The sequence below is a fragment of the Pseudomonas sp. MM213 genome, from assembly GCF_020423045.1.
GTDB lineage: Bacteria > Pseudomonadota > Gammaproteobacteria > Pseudomonadales > Pseudomonadaceae > Aquipseudomonas > Aquipseudomonas migulae.
On sequence record NZ_CP081943.1, the window covers coordinates 1,878,979 to 1,898,234 of the forward strand.

At 50.7% G+C, this 19,256-nt stretch carries 20 protein-coding genes; 8 read left to right on the plus strand and 12 right to left on the minus strand.

The window, feature by feature from the left end; translation table 11 throughout:
- Window positions 1–63 precede the first annotated feature (63 nt).
- A complete protein-coding gene (locus tag K5R88_RS08435) occupies window positions 64–1,131 on the plus strand; it encodes a TauD/TfdA dioxygenase family protein (protein WP_226299708.1) in 1,068 nt (355 codons plus the stop codon).
- A gap of 25 nt (window positions 1,132–1,156) precedes the next feature.
- Window positions 1,157–1,471, plus strand: a complete 315-nt coding sequence (locus K5R88_RS08440) for an EthD family reductase (protein WP_226299709.1) — start codon at window positions 1,157–1,159, stop codon at window positions 1,469–1,471.
- A 101-nt stretch (window positions 1,472–1,572) separates the two neighbouring features.
- Here K5R88_RS08440 and K5R88_RS08445 read toward each other — a convergent pair whose 3' ends face one another.
- The 8 genes from K5R88_RS08445 to K5R88_RS08480 all read right to left on the minus strand — a co-directional run bounded on the left by K5R88_RS08445 (window position 1,573) and on the right by K5R88_RS08480 (window position 9,388).
- A complete protein-coding gene (locus K5R88_RS08445; RefSeq protein WP_226299710.1) occupies window positions 1,573–2,712 on the minus strand; it encodes a PLP-dependent cysteine synthase family protein in 1,140 nt (379 codons plus the stop codon).
- 32 nt (window positions 2,713–2,744) lie between these two features.
- A complete protein-coding gene (locus K5R88_RS08450; protein ID WP_226299711.1) occupies window positions 2,745–3,122 on the minus strand; it encodes a Rid family detoxifying hydrolase in 378 nt (125 codons plus the stop codon).
- A gap of 104 nt (window positions 3,123–3,226) precedes the next feature.
- Window positions 3,227–4,729 carry an FAD-dependent oxidoreductase gene (locus tag K5R88_RS08455; RefSeq protein WP_226299712.1) on the minus strand — a complete coding sequence of 501 codons (1,503 nt, stop codon included), beginning with the start codon at window positions 4,727–4,729 and terminating at the stop codon, window positions 3,227–3,229.
- A 278-nt stretch (window positions 4,730–5,007) separates the two neighbouring features.
- On the minus strand, window positions 5,008–6,318 hold the full coding sequence (locus K5R88_RS08460; protein ID WP_226299713.1) for an NAD(P)/FAD-dependent oxidoreductase: 1,311 nt from the start codon (window positions 6,316–6,318) through the stop codon (window positions 5,008–5,010).
- A gap of 70 nt (window positions 6,319–6,388) precedes the next feature.
- Window positions 6,389–7,054, minus strand: coding sequence for an amino acid ABC transporter permease (locus K5R88_RS08465; protein WP_226299714.1), 666 nt, complete (start codon window positions 7,052–7,054; stop codon window positions 6,389–6,391).
- Between the two features lie 10 nt (window positions 7,055–7,064).
- Window positions 7,065–7,733, minus strand: coding sequence for an amino acid ABC transporter permease (locus K5R88_RS08470; RefSeq protein ID WP_226299715.1), 669 nt, complete (start codon window positions 7,731–7,733; stop codon window positions 7,065–7,067).
- Window positions 7,717–8,520, minus strand: coding sequence for an amino acid ABC transporter ATP-binding protein (locus K5R88_RS08475; protein ID WP_226299716.1), 804 nt, complete (start codon window positions 8,518–8,520; stop codon window positions 7,717–7,719). Before K5R88_RS08475 ends, K5R88_RS08470 begins: the two co-directional genes overlap by 17 nt.
- A gap of 46 nt (window positions 8,521–8,566) precedes the next feature.
- Window positions 8,567–9,388, minus strand: a complete 822-nt coding sequence (locus K5R88_RS08480; protein ID WP_028941113.1) for a substrate-binding periplasmic protein — start codon at window positions 9,386–9,388, stop codon at window positions 8,567–8,569.
- 275 nt (window positions 9,389–9,663) lie between these two features.
- Here K5R88_RS08480 and K5R88_RS08485 point away from each other — a divergent pair, with 275 nt between their 5' ends.
- Window positions 9,664–10,167: an Lrp/AsnC family transcriptional regulator gene (locus K5R88_RS08485; RefSeq protein ID WP_008015727.1), complete on the plus strand. Its 504-nt coding sequence runs from the start codon at window positions 9,664–9,666 to the stop codon at window positions 10,165–10,167.
- 45 nt (window positions 10,168–10,212) lie between these two features.
- On the opposite strand, the gene K5R88_RS08490 is transcribed toward K5R88_RS08485, so the two are convergent.
- The gene (locus tag K5R88_RS08490; RefSeq protein WP_226299717.1) at window positions 10,213–10,824 is read right to left on the minus strand and encodes an acyl carrier protein phosphodiesterase; all 612 of its coding nucleotides are present in this window, start codon (window positions 10,822–10,824) and stop codon (window positions 10,213–10,215) included.
- 311 nt (window positions 10,825–11,135) lie between these two features.
- On the opposite strand from K5R88_RS08490, the gene K5R88_RS08495 reads away from it, so the two are divergent.
- Window positions 11,136–11,468, plus strand: coding sequence for a carboxymuconolactone decarboxylase family protein (locus tag K5R88_RS08495; RefSeq protein WP_226299718.1), 333 nt, complete (start codon window positions 11,136–11,138; stop codon window positions 11,466–11,468).
- A gap of 44 nt (window positions 11,469–11,512) precedes the next feature.
- Complete coding sequence (locus K5R88_RS08500) at window positions 11,513–12,631, plus strand: alkene reductase (protein ID WP_226299719.1); 1,119 nt, start codon at window positions 11,513–11,515, stop codon at window positions 12,629–12,631.
- A 157-nt stretch (window positions 12,632–12,788) separates the two neighbouring features.
- On the opposite strand, the gene K5R88_RS30870 is transcribed toward K5R88_RS08500, so the two are convergent.
- Entirely contained in the window at window positions 12,789–13,649 is an 861-nt protein-coding gene (locus tag K5R88_RS30870) for a hypothetical protein (protein ID WP_226299720.1), read from the minus strand.
- Window positions 13,650–13,946: 297 nt separating this feature from the next.
- Here K5R88_RS30870 and K5R88_RS08510 point away from each other — a divergent pair, with 297 nt between their 5' ends.
- The 3 genes from K5R88_RS08510 (at window position 13,947) to kefC (ending at window position 16,703) form a co-directional block, all read left to right on the plus strand.
- Entirely contained in the window at window positions 13,947–14,165 is a 219-nt protein-coding gene (locus K5R88_RS08510; RefSeq protein WP_226299721.1) for a tautomerase family protein, read from the plus strand.
- Window positions 14,166–14,353: 188 nt separating this feature from the next.
- Entirely contained in the window at window positions 14,354–14,875 is a 522-nt protein-coding gene (kefF, locus tag K5R88_RS08515; protein ID WP_226299722.1) for a glutathione-regulated potassium-efflux system oxidoreductase KefF, read from the plus strand.
- 1 nt (window position 14,876) lies between these two features.
- Window positions 14,877–16,703, plus strand: a complete 1,827-nt coding sequence (gene kefC / locus K5R88_RS08520; protein ID WP_226299723.1) for a glutathione-regulated potassium-efflux system protein KefC — start codon at window positions 14,877–14,879, stop codon at window positions 16,701–16,703.
- 255 nt (window positions 16,704–16,958) lie between these two features.
- Here the strand turns inward: kefC and K5R88_RS08525 are convergent, their stop codons facing one another.
- Window positions 16,959–17,690, minus strand: a complete 732-nt coding sequence (locus K5R88_RS08525; protein WP_226299724.1) for an SDR family NAD(P)-dependent oxidoreductase — start codon at window positions 17,688–17,690, stop codon at window positions 16,959–16,961.
- 97 nt (window positions 17,691–17,787) lie between these two features.
- Window positions 17,788–19,056, minus strand: coding sequence for a carbohydrate porin (locus K5R88_RS08530; protein ID WP_226299725.1), 1,269 nt, complete (start codon window positions 19,054–19,056; stop codon window positions 17,788–17,790).
- Window positions 19,057–19,256 lie beyond the last annotated feature (200 nt).

A 19,256-nucleotide genomic window follows, 5' to 3' on the forward strand; every position in this document is an offset into this window, starting at 1 on the left:
GATCATTGCGGCGCAGTCGCTACGCAGGTCGGCTCAGTGTGGGTACGTAGGCAATCGGCGTGAATGGCACCACACGCCAAAGATTTGTTACGACACGACAATTCAAAAGCGGGGAAAACAGCCGCCGAAGGTATTGGCATCTCAGATCAATTCTCTGTCGCAAGGGAGCAACGACAGCAGCGGACTGACATCGGAGAATCGCTTCACGGTCATCCTGTGATTTTTTTAGTAAAAACGAGAGAAGGGACTGCGATGATGGAGAGCGACTTCAGGCATATTCATGTGGAACCCGAGGCTCACGGTTTCGGAGCTAGGGTTACTGGTATTTCGATTGATCAGCCATTAGCGACAGCTGTGCTTGAAGAGGTAAAGAAAGCGTGGGCCAGGCACTCAGTCATTTACTTTCCGGATCAGCCACTCTCCCACACACAACTGGAGGCGTTCACGCTTCAGTTTGGTGAGTTCGGAATAGACCCTTATATCGTCCCGATGGAGGCTCATCCGCACATTCTCGAACTCAGACGCAAGGCTGATGAAAAGGCAGTTAACTTTGGTGCCCAGTGGCACTCAGACTGGAGCTTTCAGGAACAGCCGCCGGCGGGAACCATCCTACATTCCAAGATCACTCCGCCCGTGGGTGGCGATACGTTATTTGCCGACGGCTATCGTGCCTACGATGACCTTTCTGAGACGATGAAAGGACTCATGAATCATCTCGTCGCGATACATTCTGCGAGCATGCCCTATGGCAAAAATGGCCTATTCGCAAAAGAGACTGAAGCACGCTCAATGAAGATAGTGGTCAGTGAAGACGCCGACAAAACCTGGCCACACCCGCTGGTACGTGTACATCCCGTAACGGGTCGCAAATCTCTCTACGTGAGCCCTGTCTACACGCAGGGTATTCAGGGTTTGACTCATGGAGAATCAACGGCGCTGCTGAGTTATTTGTATCAGCACATGGTGCAGGACACATATGTCTACCGTCACCGATGGGCGCCGGACATGCTTACCCTGTGGGACAACCGCTGTACGCTACACAATGCAGACGGTGGCTACGACGGTCACCTACGGCTCATGCATCGAACAACCATCTCAGGCGAACGCCCCATTGGTGTTGCCGTCGTTTAATCAATAAACCAGGGAAATACACCCAATGATTGACGTAAGCATTCTGTACCCGAATGAAGCTGGTGCAACCTTCGACTTCGATTACTATCGTGAGCAGCATATGACGATGATTAAGCAGAAGATGGCCGGGGCCTGCAGTCACTTCACTATTGAAAAAGGCCTTCAAGGCCCAGTACCTGGAAGCGCTCCGACCTACATTGCGATAGGTCATCTATTCTTCGAATCACTCGACGCATTCGCCTCCGCATTCGGGCCGCATGCCAAGGCTATCGGAGCGGACATCGCCAATTACACCAGTATCAAGCCCATCATTCAGATCAGCGAAGTGATCGTCGGCTGATCCCCAAAAAACCGATTGGCGCACACCGAGAGGCACCTGTTTTCAAGAACCAGGTGCCTAATCATTTAAAGCTTGCATAAGAGCCATAAAATTATTAATAACTAATAATGAGCCACAACACTATTGCCGCATATATTTTTACAGAGGCTGATCAGTGACACATCCGAACTCTTTCCGTCGAGAAACAAATTCAAATATTTCTCATAAGGCCTTATGTCAATATTGGCTTCTTTAAGCCAATCAGCATCGTAATACGTAGAGGCATAACGATCTCCCGAATCGCAAATCACCGATACTATCGAACCTGTCTGTTTCTGTGAGCGCATTTGCTCCGCGATACAACAAACACCAAAGAAATTCGTTCCCGTAGAACCACCAACACGGCGCGATAACCGCTCTGAAAGAACGTGCATGGCAGCAAGTGAAGCGGCGTCTGGAATCTTGATCATGTGATCGATGACATCAGGGATAAACGAAGGCTCTACCCTAGGCCGACCGATACCTTCGATGCGAGACGGAGTCGCACAAGTGCTCGCCTTATCCCCAGTATCGTAGGATTCGTAGAAAGCGGAATGTTCAACATCAACTACACAAAGTCGAGTATTCAGATGCTTATACTTGATATACCTTCCGATTGTGGCTGACGTTCCTCCAGTGCCGGCACTCATAACCACCCAAGCTGGTTCAGGATCTTTCTCCATCGCCATTTGCGAAAATATACTTTCGGCGATGTTATTGTTGCCACGCCAGTCAGTAGCGCGTTCTGCATTTGTAAACTGGTCTAAGTAATGACCACCCGTTTCATGAGCAAGTTGCTCGGCGACCGTATAGATAGCCCCAGGATTGTCAACAAAGTGACATGTCCCCCCTAATCGATTGATAGCATCGATTTTTTGGCAACTGGTGGAACGCTGCATTACTGCAGTAAAAGGCAGATTTAGGAGCTTGGCGAAATACGCCTCACTGACAGCTGTTGAGCCAGAAGATGCCTCGACTAACAAAGTACCTTTTTTTATCCAGCCATTGCAGATGCCATACAGGAAAAGCGATCGTGCCAAGCGGTGCTTCAGACTGCCTGTAGGATGAGTAGACTCATCTTTCAGATAAATCGATATTCCAGGCAACCCATTAAAATCTAAAGGAATCAGATGTGTATCGGCAGAACGATTAGCATCCCCCTGCAACACGCCAATCGCCCAGCGTGTCCACTCTTTATCCTGATTTCCGAGATTAAGATTCATAAATATCCTGTATTTGGCTACTGACTCAACATTCAGTCCAAAGCGACAATTGCGTCTACTGCGACGAGGGCACCTTTCGGTAGTGCGGAAACCTCGAACGTGGCGCGAGCGGGGAACGGTGAAGAAAAATAGCTCGCATACACTTCATTCAACCTGGCGAAATCACCTAAGTTCGTAACCATTATTGTTGTTTTGATAGTCTTCGAAATATCGGTACCCGCTGCTCCAGCAATCGCTGAAATATTACTGAGGCACTGTTTCATTTGAAGCAAGGCATCTTCCGCCACTAGCTCTCCCTTGGAAGGGTCAATACCGAGCTGTCCCGAAACAAACAGATATTCGCCATGACATACTGCTTGCGAATATGGGCCAACTGCAGCAGGCGCTAACAAAGTGGAAATATTTTTCATAAAAATATCCTACCCCTTATTAAGAATATTAAAATTCACAGCTTCGAAATTAGTAAAGGTACCGATTGCCGATACCTTTCATGGGCTGAACAACGACACTTAATTCAATCAGCGAAAATCTTGCTTGTTTGAGTTGAATTACTGAAGGGAACGACCCCTACCATCTCAAGCTCAGCATAATCGGTAAATTTATTATAAATTTCTTCAGCATCCTCAAGATATAGCGATTTGGTGATACCACACACCGCGCGAGGAACCGAATATCTAAACCCGCTGATAGCAGAGCCGGAAAGCCCCATACTTACGAGCGCACTGTAGGTGAAATTAAATATCTTCGAAATGTAGGGAGCTTCCCCAGGCCTTTTTTCGACAAACTCAAAATTATCGCCCAAGTATGGATGACTGGAAATTTGAGCGTCTTCCTCTCCATGAATCGGGCTATATATGTCTTGCCAGAGTGCTATGTCATTGGCAATTTTTGAAAGCTCCGGACGTAGAGAAAAATCATTCACAAAACCAACGGCGACTATCAAGTAGTCCACTTTGAGCTTGTCCCCAGACGCAAGGGTGATCTCAACTTGTTCTTTTCCATCATCAATTACGAGTTTTACTCCTTCCCAGGCCGCATTGGTACGAACGCTCGCACCTTCTAAGCCTGACAAGCGATTGTAGGCGTCCTGCGGAGCTGGAATGTTGTACCTGAACATATGCCGCATGTATTTCCACTTCAGGCGATCATCCATATCAGCGTAATGATTAAGAAACCCTGCTTTTGCCATCCAGATCTGAGGATTAATACGCTGGATATCCTTGCGACGAATACAAACAGTCGCTTCTAACGCTCCCGCCTCAAGCGCGGTCGAAGCGTTATCGAATGCAGATGCGCCTGCACCGAGAACAGCTATCTTCTTCCCTACAAGCTTGGAAAAATCAATATACTCTCCTGAAGAAGCATATCGATCTTTGGGCAATGCCGATGAAATAAACTTAGGTACATGCCATGCCCCGCTGCCATCAACACCTGTGGCTACAACTACTCTGCGAGCATAAACAACCTCGCGAGCCGATATTTCCCCTTGACCGTCGAATCTGTTCAGCTCTAGTCGAAACAGTTTGTCTTCTGGGATGACGTTGGAGACACCAGTAAGATTCTCGACTGGAATCTTCAGCGTATCGCGACACCATGTAAGATACTCTTGCCAGTCACCTTTCGGAATTTTGATCAGCTCTTCCCAAGCCTCTTCGCCGTATTTGGCTGTGTACCAGGCTTGAGGTGCAAGACTGGTTAAGGACGCATCAATACCTGGCAAATGCTTTACGGTACGCAAAGTGCGCATCCGCGCCGTATTGTTCCATGGGCCTTCCAGTCCCTTGGGCTGCTGATCAAAAACTACGATGTTATCAACCCGTTCGCGCAAAAGACCCGCCGCGATTGCCAGCCCGCCTTGGCCTCCCCCGATGATAGCAACGTCATAGACATGCTTGCCGCTAGGGTGCGTCTTGGGCAGCACCCAAGGGTCATGGGGAAAACGTAGAACGTGGAGATCGGCCTGTACCCTGGACGCCAGTTCATCTAGAGCACTACATTCTGTTGATTTCACACTCATTTTTCTTCACCTATCAACATAGATCCGAAATATAGGTCATCTCGTCGCAAACAGCCCTAGAGGCCACTCATATCGCTATTTTGCTAATCGGGCTCGATAAAGTCAGTGTATTCTTCCTTCATCAAAAGCAGTTTCCAATCTTCACCGCTAAACCCAGGAAAAACCGAATAAACTTCTAAAAAATGCACAACTCTTGGTATTATTTTCCCAGGATTCGCTAACGCGTGAACGAAGTCCTCCAACAGCACTGCAGAGCCCACGATTTTTTTTCGTTTTGGCTACGTAAAAAGTAACGTATTACGATAGAAACGAATTCCAGCGTCATATGCTTCTAACGCGATCTCACGCATTGGATATTTCGTAGACTTTCTTAGTGGCAACGGAGTAACTACGTCATCGCCGAGTGCGATCTTAGCCAGCATTTTTCCGAAATAAGCGTTTGGCGCAATGCCTCGCCCGTTGCATCCAATGGTTGCAAAGATGCCCGGGCGCGGTTCAACGAGATGCGGCAATCTGTCGACCGTTTGGCCAAGCGTGCCCGACCACCGATAGCCCCATTTGAATGTAGGCGCGAATGGGTAGACAAACTTCATTGCGCGGTTTACCCAGTTATCCCCTTCTGAATGAATGGGAAGGAATCCAATAGATCCAACATGAAGACGCCCTACCGGGTCATATCTGAACCACAGCGGTATCTTATGGGTGTCCCACATGGCGATGTAATGAGGCAAAATTCGTTCTCTCCACTCAGGAGGCAACGGATCAGCAGTGGCGATACCGAAAGCACCCAGAGGCATTATTTCCTCTTTGAAACCTGGTACCAGATCATTGCTGTATGCGTTGGTTGAGAGAATGACCTTGTCGGCTTTTATTGTGGTATTGCCGGTGGTAGCAACCCATCCGTTACCTGAAGGTTCCAGGGATGTCACTTTAGACCCGGTGGAAATTCTAAGACCTCTGGCGACTGCGGCTCGCGCTAACCCGCGCACGTAGGCAAGCGGTTGAAGCGTAAATCCGCGATGATCGATCAGCGCAGCTTTGTATCGGGTCGATCCGTTCATCTCTTCGAGTTCAGAGCCATAGACCATCTGAACATTCGCGCCCAAGGCTTGCCAATCCGAGGCTTGGGTTTCGAGTTCTCGTGTTTTCTGAGGAGACGTTGAACAGCGGATGATAGGCCTCTCGTCAGCGGCACAATCAATATCGTAATCGCGTATCAACTGACGGACGACGTCTGGGGCGCTACCCAATTCCTTCAAGAAGAGCTGGCCATAATCGGGGCCTAACGCGCGGAGGATTTGTTCGGGCGAGAGGAACTGGCCGGGATTCACTTGCCCAGCGTTCCGACCGCTCGCACCAGAACCAATTTCTTGGGCCTCAACCAATATCGTCTTAGCACCGCGCTCCGCACAGTGGAGTCCGGCCGTCACGCCGTTAAATCCGCCACCGATGATCAACACATCGCACGATTCTTGCCGTGCAAGGATCACGCTTTCTGGCTTTGCCCCACCAGTCGCAGACCACATTGAATGGCCGATCTCAGATTCTTGTCCGCTAATGAAAGGTCTATCGCCATTAAACATAGTCATCCTACTTCGCTACGAGCGCTTAAATTATTAACCGTTATCAATCGCTACAAAGGGTTTGTTTTTTGCTTAACTAAATAGCCATGGTATGCAAAATCTTCCGCTCCAGCGCCGTGACAGCGCGAGTAATAGGAAACGCAATTACAAAATAAATTACTGCAGCAGCGGTCAACAGCTCCACCGGATGCCCCGTTCGGTTAGATATGTTTTGACTAACGAACATCAAGTCGGCCATACCCACGGCGGAGACGAGTGCACTCTCCTTAAACAAGCTAGTGCAATTCGATAAAAGCGTGGGGGCCGCTCTGAGGAGCGCCTGCGGTAGAAGAACGTACAATGTATGGACACGGTAAGTCAGTCCGAGAGCAACCCCCGCATCATGTTGCTCTTTGCTAACGAAGCTGAACGACGCACGAAATGTCTCACTGGTTATCGCCGCCATATACAACGTAAGTGCAATAATTCCGCAAGTCAGGTTTGAGAGTTCAATACCCAATACTAGAGGCAAGCAGAAGAACATCCAGAACAGCTGAATCAGAACAGGAGTCCCACGAAACAACGCCACATATACGGTGCTAATTCCATATATAATTTTGTTTTTTGAGCTCCTCGCTATGGCAACCATAAAGCCTAAAGCGCATCCCAATATCACACAGATCGCGGTGAGCTTTAGAGTTAGTAAAAGGCCATATAGCAAAGCAGCCTTGTAATCGAAGATTACTGAGAAGTCTAGTTCCATGGCCGCGTCCTCATGAGTTTTCCGCTTTGCGGCGGCGCTCTATGTATTCTACGAGCTGAGATATTGGGAACGATATCGCAAAGTATATGAGTGCAATAACCGTGAACACCTCGATAGGACGATAGGTATCTGTGGCCAAGATCTTTCCCATATACATAAGGTCTTGCAACGCTACGATCGCCACGAGTGCCGTTTGCTGAAAAGCGCCGATACCATTTGCAACTAATACAGGAAGAGCTGAGCGAAACGCCTGGGGCAGGACTACATAGACCGTTCGTTGAAACGGAGAGAGGCCCAACGCAATAGTCGCGTCGTACTGATTGCTTTGCACTCCCTGGATGGCCGCCCTGTACGCTTCTGCGTTGAACGCTGCGAGATTAAGCCCAATCGCCAAGATCCCCATAGTCAATGCATCTATGTACACATCGAATATGATAGGTATGCAGTAGAAAAACCATACGATCTGGATGAGAGCAGGAGTACAGCGAAAGAACTCAATGAACAGAGTGAAAGGCCAACGGAGTATCGGATTGGGGCTCATTACCAAGAGCGCAATAACGAAACCCAGAGTCAACCCTATGATGTTCGCCGCCACGGTGAGCTGTAGGGTTACGACCAACCCTTTCAGTAGTGGCCAGAGCCCATTCGCGATAAAGAACAAATCAAATTGATAGTTCACGTCCGACTCCTACAGTCTCGCCAATATGAAAGACTCTCTGTATGAACTCTCTCGTTCGAGCTTCCTTGGGCCTCCCAAGTACCTGTTCCGGGGGGCCATCTTCGACAACCACACCGCCAGCGCAGAAAATGACGCGAGAAGCGATATTCCTGGCAAAGTGCATATCGTGAGTCACGATCACCATCGGCATGGATTGTTCAGCCAAATGCATAATGACTTGCTCGACTTCAGCGACAAGCTCAGGATCAAGAGCCGACGTAACTTCGTCGAATAGCATCAATTTTGGGTCGAGCATCAAAGCCCTGGCGATAGCCACTCGCTGCTTTTGTCCACCAGACAGGTGGGCTGGATAGGCTTTTTCCTTTCCTTCCAATCCAAATCTGGCCAACAAACCACGCGCTCGCTGTTCTGCCGATTGTCTTGACTCTCCCCGAGCCTTGATCGGCGCAAGTGTCAGATTTTGTAAAATATTCAGGTGCGGAAACAAAGTGTAATGCTGGAAAACCATACCGATGTTACGACGAATATCCTTATCAATTACGGTTCTTCCGAACTTATCAGTCGTAATATAGTTTTTACCTTGAAACAGTAATTGGCCTTTATCAATATCTTCTAGACCCATCAACACTCGTAGCAACGTGCTTTTTCCGCCACCACTCGGCCCAATCACGACGACACGGTCACCAGGGCACATGCTAATGTCCAAACCTTGCAGCACAGGTTTTACGCCGCCTGCGTAGCTCTTGTGCAGCCCCTTCATTTCTACGAGATAGTTTGTATTTGCCATTAGCTTCTACTCCAAATTCAGACAGCCACTACCATTCACAAGAAAATTATTTAGTCTCGTGCGCGATAGCTTTTTTGATTAGCTCATCCATATGACCGGTCGCGACGGCATCATTGATATAAAGGTCTAATACTTGAAGATCAGCGTATGAGGTATCACGCCGTAGGCCGAATGAAACACCTTTTTTATCGATCGCTGGTACAGGTCTAAGAACTACCGCCCAGTCGGGGTGAGAAGCGGCGAAAAGGTCATTAGCTGCCGATGTATCGAAAATCACATCAGCTCGTTTGGACATAACAGCCAAACGGATTTCGTCGGGGCCAGGCAGCCGCATGATCGATGCGTTTTTGATGATGGCCGTTAAAGATTTATCCTGAGCCGTGCCAGATGACACCGCGATGGTGACTCCCGGTTGGTCGATATCAGCAACTCCCTTAGGCTGATTCGTCTTGGGATTTTTCTGGTTGTAAATAAAGGTCGATTCGGTAGCTGAAAGGTTTTTAGAGAACACGATAGAGAGCGCACGTTGCGGGGTAGCCGTAAGTGCCGGTGCCAAATCCCATTTTCTGGATTGCAAGCCAGCGATCATGTTGTCCCAACTGGTGTCCACAAAGACCGGCTTGACCTTCAGTATTTCTGCGAACTCTCTGCATGCGTCGACAAAGAAACCTGAATACTCCCCTGTGGCCGGGTCTTTCATGATGTAGGGCGGAGCCTCCGCCGTGCCACATCGAATAGATCCAGATTTTTGGGCTGCGGCCCATATGCCATCCCCCTCTCCCTCGGCGTAAACGCCTGATGATCCGGAAACCACTCCTACTAGAACCAATGCCGGTAACAGACGCATGCCCATACGTTTGAAAATCATATCGGTATCTCCCAGTGATGCGCCGGCCAAGCGCAGATTCGAGGGGATGGCCCTCTGAGCCTCTTGTTATTTTCAGCGCGCCCGCTTTGGGGCTGGGACGCACCTCTTTTTTTCTCCCTGATGAAGCACTCCGCTCGATCCGTCTCGTTGTTGAAAAAAGACTACCATTTGACAATAGGTAAACTATTGCAAAATTTCCACACCTGAACCTCTTGACTTGGAAGCCACTTCCAATGTTTTCTCTATCTGTGCAATATTTTTTCGAGGCTGTGTAAATGACCAGTTCTTCAAAGCTGCCGGATCGCTCCTCCCGTCTAGACCGTATCGATCGTCGAATACTGGCGGGCCTTCAGCGCGACGCTACTCAGCCCGTGACCGAGCTCGCAGAGCAGGTCGGGCTCTCCATGACGCCTTGCTGGCGCAGAATTCAACGCCTGGAACAGCAAGGTTTCATAAAGAAACGTGTCGCCATCCTCGACAGAACGACGCTGAATGCAAAAGTGACAGTGTTCATCATGATTAAAACTAGAGAGCACTCCATCGAATGGATAGATCGTTTCTATCAAGCGACTCGCGATATGACAGAAATTGTTGATATCTATCGGATGAGCGGCGAGGTTGATTATTTGATCCGCGCTTTCTTGCCGGATATCCAAGCCTATGACGTGCTTTATAAAAAAATCATCGGTCAGTTACCCGTAGCGAACATCACGTCCATGTTTGCAATGGAAGAAATAAAATCAACAAGTGAAGTACCGCTTGATTTTATTCCAGACTAAATCAGCTTCAGAGGCAGCTCTTCGTATCCAGACGAGCTGCCTGGTCTAAACGCTAACCATCGGAATTGGCAATTTTTTTCCTATTTCCGAACCGGGTTGGGCGTACTGCCACAGCAATGGATAGAACTCTAGGAAATCCGCACTTAGCGGCTCATACAGAGCTGTCAGCTCTTCGTATGCCCCACGCAAGCCATCTGGTTGGGATAGGCGCAGGGAGATGACTTCCAGCCCATGGCCGATCATCGAAAAATCCCTATACGCTCCAAGCCAATCTTCCGCGATGATCAACGGCGCGATTTGAGCCAATCGTTCCGGCAAAGCGGGCTCGTCCTCTAAAAGCCGGTAGACCTTCTGAGAAAAAACGTCTAGGGACACATTGGCGTATCGCTCCCAATCCCGCGCTAGGCAATGATCGAAAAACATATCGAGCGCGATTCCCGCATAGCGACGTCTTGTTGCCGGGAATCGATCAAGCGCCCTTCTAACCAATGGATGGGAATCCGTAAAAGCATCAATTTGGCGATGCAGCCTGATTGCCTCTTCAGTCGCTGCAGAATAATTTCCTGAAAGCCTCCCCTTTACAAAATCCCCATAGAGACTCCCCAGCAGCTGCTGCGGCTCCTGACCGCCTAAGTGAAGATGTGCAAGGTAGTTCATCAGCGATTCCTGCTAGCTATGTGGCTTTCTGAATGAGCATCCGTCGGATTGATGGAGTCGGGCTCCTCCCGTCCGAAATCCCCTCCACAGGAACACTACCATTCACTAGGTAGGTCATCAATACCAGATTTAGAGCCGCCCAACCACCCTCGTATGGCAGCTAACGGTCGACCGTATATGCCTTCAGAATGACATGATAAAACCGAATGTCGCATCACCTATTGCAAGCCTACCAACTAGATGGTAGCGTATATGCAGATTCAAAATTATCCCGCGAACCTACAGGGCGTTAACGCCCATGTGAGAATCCTATGCAAGATTGGAAGCAAACTCGTCAAGACATCAATGCCCGCTTGGTACAGCTGAATGGCTTGTCTCCTGAGACCTTGAAAGGCATGGCTGCGCTAGGTGGTGCCGGCGCGAAAACAAACCACCTGGATGCCAAAACCCGGGAACTGATTTCGCTAGCTGTGGCGGTGACCACCCGCTGTGATGGCTGCATTGCTTTCCACGCAGCTGAAGCCAAGAAACTTGGTGTGACCAGCGAAGAGGTAGCCGAAGCATTGGGTGTAGCCATCAACATGAACGCTGGTGCTGCGCTGGTCTACAGCACCCACGTACTCGACGCGTTCGACAAATCCTAAATCAAACGCCGACCTACCACCCTTCAACGACGTCGAGATTCATCATGAATAAGCTGTTTACTCCCTACAATCTGGCCGGTATTTCCTTGAAGAACCGCGTCGTCATGGCCCCCATGACTCGCACCCGAACCTTGGACAACATTCCAAATGAGTCCAATGCGTTGTATTACGCACAACGTGCCTCTGCCGGTTTGCTGATCACAGAAGGCCTGCCGATTTCCGACGAGGCTCGTGGTTATCTTTACACCCCTGGCATTTACGCTGATGAGCACTTGCCAGGTTGGCGCAAAGTTACCGACGCTGTGCATGCCAAGGGCGGGAAGATTTTTGCGCAACTCTGGCACGTTGGCCGCATGTCCCATGTCTCGGTGCATGGCATGGCGCCCGTCTCCTCGGGGACAGTGCCTGCTGTGGACACTACGGTGTATGCCTGGATTGAGCCTGGCAAAGCCGGCCCAGTTCAACCCAGCGCACCACGTGCATTGGAAACTGACGAAGTGAAACGCGTTATCGCGGACTTCGTGAAATCTGCGCGCATGGCGATGGATGCCGGTTTTGACGGTATCGAAATCATGGCTGCCAATGGGTTCCTGTTCGATCAGTTCCTTAGCAGCGCCCTGAACACTCGTACCGACCAGTACGGTGGCTCCATCGCCAACCGTCAACGCTTCCTGTTGGAAACCATTGACGCGATTGCTGCTGAAATCGGTGGTTCGAAGATCGGCGTGCGGTTCTCGCCGTTTGGTCGCCTGTATGACTTCGGTGTGTACGAAGGCGAAGAAGAAACCTGGATGAGCATGGCGGCTGCCCTCAATGAAAGAGAGCTGGCGTTTGTTCACTTGAATTACCAGCCGACCATCCTCGCCGCGCAAACACCACCAGGTTTCGGCGCAGCGTTCCGCGAGGCTTACAAAGGCACCTTGATGGCTGCCGGTGGCTTTACCAAAGAAATCGCAGAATCTGAACTGGCCAAAGGTGAACTCGACCTCATCGCTTTCGGCACCGCCTACATCGCAAACCCTGATCTGGTAGAGCGTATGAAGAACGGCTGGCCGTTGGCAGAGGGCGATCGCTCGACTTACTACGGGGTGAGCGGCTCGATTGACAAGGGCTATACCGATTACCCGAATTACGTAAACGCTGCGCAAACTGTTCCGGCGTAACTACGTTAAAGCACAGCCTACGTTTAGCAATACGTAGGCTGTCACGCTCTAAACCTTCACCGGCTATTGAAAATAAACATGAAGGACGTTAGGGAGAAAAATTATGAACCGTAAATTTGTTTCCGGATTGTTTTTATCAGCAGTAGGAATATACGCTTTAGGGCTTCAATCGCAATTCCTTGCAGAGGCACAAGAAGTCTCCAGAGCATTTGTGGTTGATAGCCAAGCCACACCTACCACGGTCGCGTCTGATGGGGCTGATCATGTCGGAGCAGGCGCAGTGGCACGAAGTGGGGCTGAGCACGGCACAGGTCAGGTGGCTGCCGATGGAGCCGACCATGTCGGGGCAAAACGTGTAGCCGCTGACGGTGCCGACCATGTCGGGGCAAAAGACGTAGCTGCTGATGGTGCCGACCATGTCGGGGCAAAAAGCGTAGCTGCTGACGGTTCCGACCATGTCGGGGCAAAAGACGTAGCTGCTGACGGTGCCGACCATGTTGGGGCAAAAGGCGTAGCTGCTGACGGTGCCGACCACGTCGGAGCAAAAAGCGTAGCCGCCGATGGTGCCGACCATGTTGGGGCAAAAGGCGTAGCCGCTGACGGTGCCGACCATGTCGGGGCAAAAAGCGTAGCCTCCGATGGTGCCGACCATGTCGGGGCAAAACGTGTAGCCGCTGACGGTGCCGACCATGTCGGGGCAAAAAGCGTAGCCTCCGATGGTGCCGACCATGTCGGGGCAAAACGTGTAGCCGCTGACGGTGCCGACCATGTCGGGGCAAAAGACGTAGCTGCTGACGGTGCCGACCATGTTGGGGCAAAAGGCGTAGCTGCTGACGGTGCCGACCACGTCGGAGCAAAAAGCGTAGCCGCCGATGGTGCCGACCATGTTGGGGCAAAAGGCGTAGCCGCTGACGGTGCCGACCATGTCGGGGCCAAAAGCGTAGCCTCCGATGGTGCCGACCATGTCGGGGCCAAAAGCCTGGCCGCTGATGGCTCGGATCGCGTGGGTAGAAATCAAGTAGCTTCCAATGAAACCAGAATCCGGGTCGGTGGTATCGGCTCAGATGCGGTGGCTTCATCTAGGTAGTTTGTCTACCTAAATTATGTGCCTGTCCAAGCTGCTTGGGCTGAAGCGTAAATAGTTCAGACAAACACCTTACGTTCAGCTCTGCGTTGGATGGGCCTCGTAATACAGACCTGCCTGTCATGTCCAGGTGTATGTGAAAAGCTGTTCCTGCAATCCGACCTCCCAAAGTCACGAAGATATGGGCGTCTTCGACACTGACCAATAGCCCTCATTGAAATGGAGCACACTATGCCATTAGTCATCATTAAAGGTATTGAAGGCGTTTTCACGGAAGAACAAAAAGCCGAGGCGATTCATAAAGTTACCGAGGCCATGGTCTCAGTTGAGGGTGAAAACATGCGCGCCCTCACTTGGGTTCTTTTTGAGGAAGTTAAAAGCGGTAGCTGGGGTATTGCCGGCGAGCAGATCACAGCTGAAAAGGTGCTGAAGATCCAAGCTGGTGGATAAAGCGCTAACCTGATTATTCAGCCCTTCCTGATTTTGGTGCATCAGGTCTTTCGAGACCTGCCCCTATCTTCAAGGAGGGCTTTTTCATTGAAGGCGCATCCATTGCGCCTTAGATATTTGAATGGTAACCACCCGTTATGTGAATACTTTAATACCCATCGACCTAACGGACATCCTGGAGGCCATCATTGATTCTTATCATTTACGCCCATCCCTACCCCGAAAAATCACATGTTAACCAAGCAATGCTCAAACGAGCATCCAGCAATCCCGACGTGGTAATACGCTCCCTGTACGACCTTTATCCAGACTTCAATGTCGACGTTGAAGCCGAACAGCGGGTAGTCGAACAAGCACAGCTGCTCGTATTGCAACATCCGATGTACTGGTACAGCTCCCCGCCTCTTCTGAAATTGTGGATCGATAAAGTATTCACTCACGGTTGGGCATACGGTAAAGGCTCTGTCGCCCTCAAAGATAAGAGCTTGATTTGGGCCGTCACGACGGGTGGCGAGCACGATCATTTCCACATAGGCGACCACCCAGGTTTCTCGGTGTTGGCTCAACCCCTTCACGCAACGGCAATCTATTGCAACATGCACTGGCTGAACCCGATTGTGGTGCACGGCGCGTATGCAGCTGCACCCGAGGCCCTAGACTCACAAATCGAGCACTATTACGCGCGCTTGGCCTCCTGGAAGGAAGATTGATATGGAGACTCATAGTCTGATTGAGATGCTCATTTACTTGGGCTCGGCTGCCTTGATAGTCCCAATCGCCGTTCGGTTAGGACTTGGCCCGGTTCTAGGTTATCTGTTGGCCGGCTGCCTGATCGGCCCGTGGGGCCTGAAGCTGGTAACTGATGTGGAATCCATCCTGCACTTTGCTGAAATCGGCGTAGTTTTGATGTTGTTTATCATTGGCCTCGAACTTGATCCCAAACGTCTTTGGGCCATGCGCCGAATGGTCTTCGGTGGCGGCGCATTGCAGATGCTGGCCTGCGGTGTTGCAATTGCCGTGTTTTGCGCCGCACTGGGCTTGAACTGGACAGCAGCACTGTTGGTTGGGTTGACGCTGAGTCTGTCGTCGACCGCCATCGCCATGCAGGCCATGAACGAGCGAAACATGATCCCTACCGCAGTGGGTCGCAGCAGCTTTGCCGTGCTGTTGTTTCAGGACATCGCGGCGATTCCGCTGGTCGCGATGATTCCATTGTTAGCAACAAATGGTGGTACGCCTTCCGGCGCAGAACTCGCGCTGTCCATCGCAAAAATCGTCGGTGCGATCGTCGCGGTGGTGCTCTTGGGTCAGTACGTTTCCCGGCCCGTTCTGCGCTTTGTCGCGCGCTCAGGCTTGCGCGAAATCTTCAGTGCCGTTGCGCTGTTTCTGGTGTTTGGATTCGGGTTGTTGCTGGAAGAGGCAGGATTGTCCATGGCTATGGGCGCATTTCTCGCCGGCGTCCTGTTAGCCAGTTCGGAATACCGGCACGCGCTGGAAAGTGACATCGAGCCATTCAAGGGACTGCTGCTCGGTTTGTTCTTTATCGGCGTCGGCATGTCGATCGACTTCGGCACGCTGATCGATGCGCCACTGAAAGTCTTAACGCTGACCTTGGGTTTTATCCTGATCAAGCTGCTGATTATCAAACTCCTTGGTCGCTTCCTGAGTGTCCCTACTGAACAGCGCTCTTGGCAGGCGGTGTTTCTCGGTCAGGGCAGTGAGTTCGCCTTCGTCGTGTTTGGCGCAGCAACGGTTGCCGGCATCCTGGTCGACCCCTGGGGTAAAAGCCTGACCTTGGCGGTAGCGCTGTCCATGTGCGTCACACCTCTGCTGATCCTTGTGCTCAATCGCCTGGAGTCCGCAAGAAAACAGGACAATCAGGAAGCGGACACCATCGACCAGCGCAATCCTCGGGTAATCATCGCCGGCTTTGGTCGATTCGGCCAAATCGCGGGCCGTCTATTAATGTCCTGTGGCTTTGAAGTAGTGGTGCTGGATCACGATCCCGATCATATCGAGACGTTGCGCAAGTTCGGGGTCAAGGTGTTCTACGGCGACGCGACCCGCCTCGATTTGCTGCACGCCGCCGGTGCTGCACAAGCAGTGGTGTTGATCAACGCGATCGACAATCAGGAAGACAACCTGGCATTGACCCGGCTGGCTCAAGAGCATTTTCCTTCCCTGAAGCTGGTGGTGCGCGCTCGCGATATGGGGCACATCATTACCCTACGTCAGATGGGCATAGAGGCAGTCGAGCGGGAAACTTTTGAGAGCGCTTTGTCCCTTGGACGCAAAGCGCTGGAACAACTGGGCGTAGGGCCCTACGAGGCCCGTGAACGCGCGGATCGATTCCGCCGCCTGAACCAGGAAATGCTTGAAGAAATGGCCGCGCAGCCCGAGGACGACACTGAGTTCAAGTACGACGCATACAAGCGGGCCAACGCCCTTCTGACGGAAATTTTCAACGAAGACCGTGCTCATCCGATCAACAATTGGCCTGAACATGATAGAAGCAGGCAAGAGGAAACACGAAGCTAAACTATCCTCATGATCGGGGCGCCTGAAAGACCAGAAATGATGATTTGCGTACTAAAGAGCGCGTAAACCGTGAGGCAACAACTCCGTAATCTCACTGGTTGGCTTCGTCGGAAGGCGTTTAATGAAGAACTTCAGGTAAGCGGTAATCGCCCGGGCAATACACCTTTGTCCCACCTTCGATCAAAGCGGCGGTGTCCACCTAACCTAAATTAGGTGGACTCCATTTTTAGCCTATCAAAGTGGATGCGTACACACTTAGATAGCAGTCGTTAGGTAGCCACCATCCACAGGAAGAACGACTCCATTTATAAACGATGCGGCATCAGAAGCCAGGAAAGCAATTGCCTTGGCAACCTCTTCGGCAGTGCCAAACCGCTTCATCGGAGTTCGAGACAGCAATTTAGCCCTCTTGGCCTCGTCATCGATTTTTTCTAATAAGGGGGTTGCAATCCAGCCCGGAGCAACCGCGTTTACACGAATATTATCAGGTGCGTAGGCCTCCGCGAGAGACTTGGTAAGCTGAACAATCCCCCCTTTTGCTGCCGCATATGCGACAAGCTTGCCACCGCCGAAAAATGAGAACATTGAAGCAATGTTGATAATGGATCCGCCTTGCTTTGCCAACAAAGGGTATGACAGGTTAATGAGCCTATAAACGGCTTGCAGTTGTACTGATAGCACTTGGTTAAAAGCCTCCCACTCGACTTCTCTCTCTCCCAGGGTGCCTCCAGCTGCTGGCACCAGAATATCGAGGCGATCAAGGCTCTCAATGACTTTTTTGAGCGCCGCATCGTCAGTGACGTTGACTTCTCGAAGATCGAGGTCAACCCCAGGCGTGACTTTTGTTTCATCCGCGCCGAGACCTATAGCAACGACCTTAGCGCCGTGACGAGCGAAAAATTCAGCCGTTGACTGCCCAATACCCGAGGTACCGCCGCTAACGAGTACAACTTTTCCTTTAAATAAATCGCTGATATAGGTAGTCATTACAACCTCAAGGAGTTAGTTTCATGGTAAAAAACAACTGTTGAATCCCAAGAAAGAACCGCTGCAATAAGCAAGAAGCATTGAGTTAAAAAATATTTCAAAGTCCAAGCATTGAGCCCACATCAAGCATGACTTGGAGGCCAACAACGAAGCCATTGCTGCTCAGTTCTCGGGCCCCAGGGTTATAGTAATTGTCAGGGTTAATCAGGTATTGAATGCTCGGCTCGACCGCCAGGTTATGGCTCAACGCAAAATGGCCATTAGCTTCCAGTGCGTAGATATTTTTATCGCCCAAGCGAGGATCGCCAAAGTTGGTGATACGTTCTCGTTGCTGGAACTCCAACTGGTGAGGATTGACCCGCATATAGCTGGTTTTGAAATTCAGCTTGTCTTGCGGTCGATCGAAAGGCGCGAGGTAGGTTAATCCACCTTCTGCGAAATGACTGAAGGGTTGCTTGCTGTCCGCTGCCGCCGAAACTGAACCGAACATTTGTAGGCCCTGTCCATCAGCGCGCCATAGGGTTTGCCGGAACTTGAAGAAGGCTCCGGCAGTGCCATGATCACTGGTACCGGTCAATGGATCCGACTGTTTTGAAGAGTTGAAGTAAGCATTAAGTTCGTATTGCGTATTGTCGTCACTAGGTTTACTACCTATCCCCACTAGAAAGCTGGTGCCGCTAGCGTCGTCGGTACTGAAGTCCAAACCTTTACGCTTTTTCAAGTAGTCGACAGGGTTGGATTCAAACGCACCGGCGTGTACATACAGGCTCGGGTTTACCTGATACTTCAGATAGCCACCCCAGGCACCGAAGGGTGGTGGCAGCACACCGCTGGAGGCGTCTAGGATTGGATCAGTGCAGGTAACCACCGTTTCGCAATTGTAGATGTAAAAGTAGCGTCGGGCATTAGTGCGCCCCATATGCAAGTCGAGCTGTCCATCGAGCCATTTTTGCTCGAAGGTCATAAGACTCAACTGGTTGGCGGCGATGTCATTGTGAAGAGGGGCGCCAGCAAAGTAGGTGCCTGCTGCGCCCTGCCAGTTATGCGAAGTAGGCTGCCCAGTGCCATTGTCGAGAATGAACAATGTTTCTTCAAAATGAAACGCCGCGCCATCTAGGCCTGCCAAGGTCGCGAGGTCAACATCGGCACCTAGGTATAAGTCGCCACTGTTGCCAAAGCTATTGTGCCTGGGGCCAGTGTCGAGATTCTTCATAGACAAGCTCGAGAATTGCACATGGGGCTGAATGCCATAATTGGACATTTTCTCGCCAAGCTCTACTAGAGGGCCTTCATTGTTTTGCGCCCAAGCTTGGGGAAACAGGAATGCGGTTACCAGAAAAACGCCAAAACGTATTAGATAGCTCATGGTCAATACTCTTTTTTATTTTTGTAATGAGTAACTATGTCAACACTTCACTATCGACAGGACGTGGCAGGTAAAAGCGCCAATACCGCTTCCACCGTCCAAGTTTGTATATAGTTCGTTTGCGTATTCCAGCGCTTCACAGTGAAGATATTGCATCATGTTCAGGCGCACGCTAGATAGCGCTGATCAACACTTTACTA